At 52.9% G+C, this 359-nt stretch carries 1 protein-coding gene; it reads right to left on the reverse strand.

What is annotated here, in order from left to right:
- Positions 1-84: 84 nt before the first annotated feature.
- On the reverse strand, positions 85-359 hold a 275-nt coding region (locus tag KDM89_RS20515), incomplete at its 5' end, for a hypothetical protein (RefSeq protein WP_212689706.1).

Raw genomic sequence — 359 nt, forward strand, 5'->3', positions numbered from 1 at the left:
TCTGAATTCGCATCTGTTCTGACTGCCTTGGCAGCAAACAGTTATCACGCTCCGCCACAGCAAATCTGGCTACAAACAGTGTTTTCATCGTTGCGAAGCGAAGGAATTGACGTGAGGCGTCAGGTCTGCAAAGCAGTCCCATTCCAGCCATTGACTCAGGCCTTGCGCCACATCAAACTCAGCCTGAGTTTGCAATGCGACTTCAAATGCCTGCTCCAGACTTGCCCCCTTATGAATTTGCTCCAAAGCCCGCCAAGCCGCTTCGTCGACAGAATGCACCTGAATCTTCCAGTTTACCCGGCTCACTACGCCGAAATTCGGCTCCAGGCTGACTGGCCGAACCCGATCTGGACTTGTCT

This window comes from Cognatundibacterium luofuense, from assembly GCF_018139685.1.
In the GTDB taxonomy this organism is placed as follows: domain Bacteria; phylum Pseudomonadota; class Gammaproteobacteria; order Burkholderiales; family Burkholderiaceae_D; genus Undibacterium; species Undibacterium luofuense.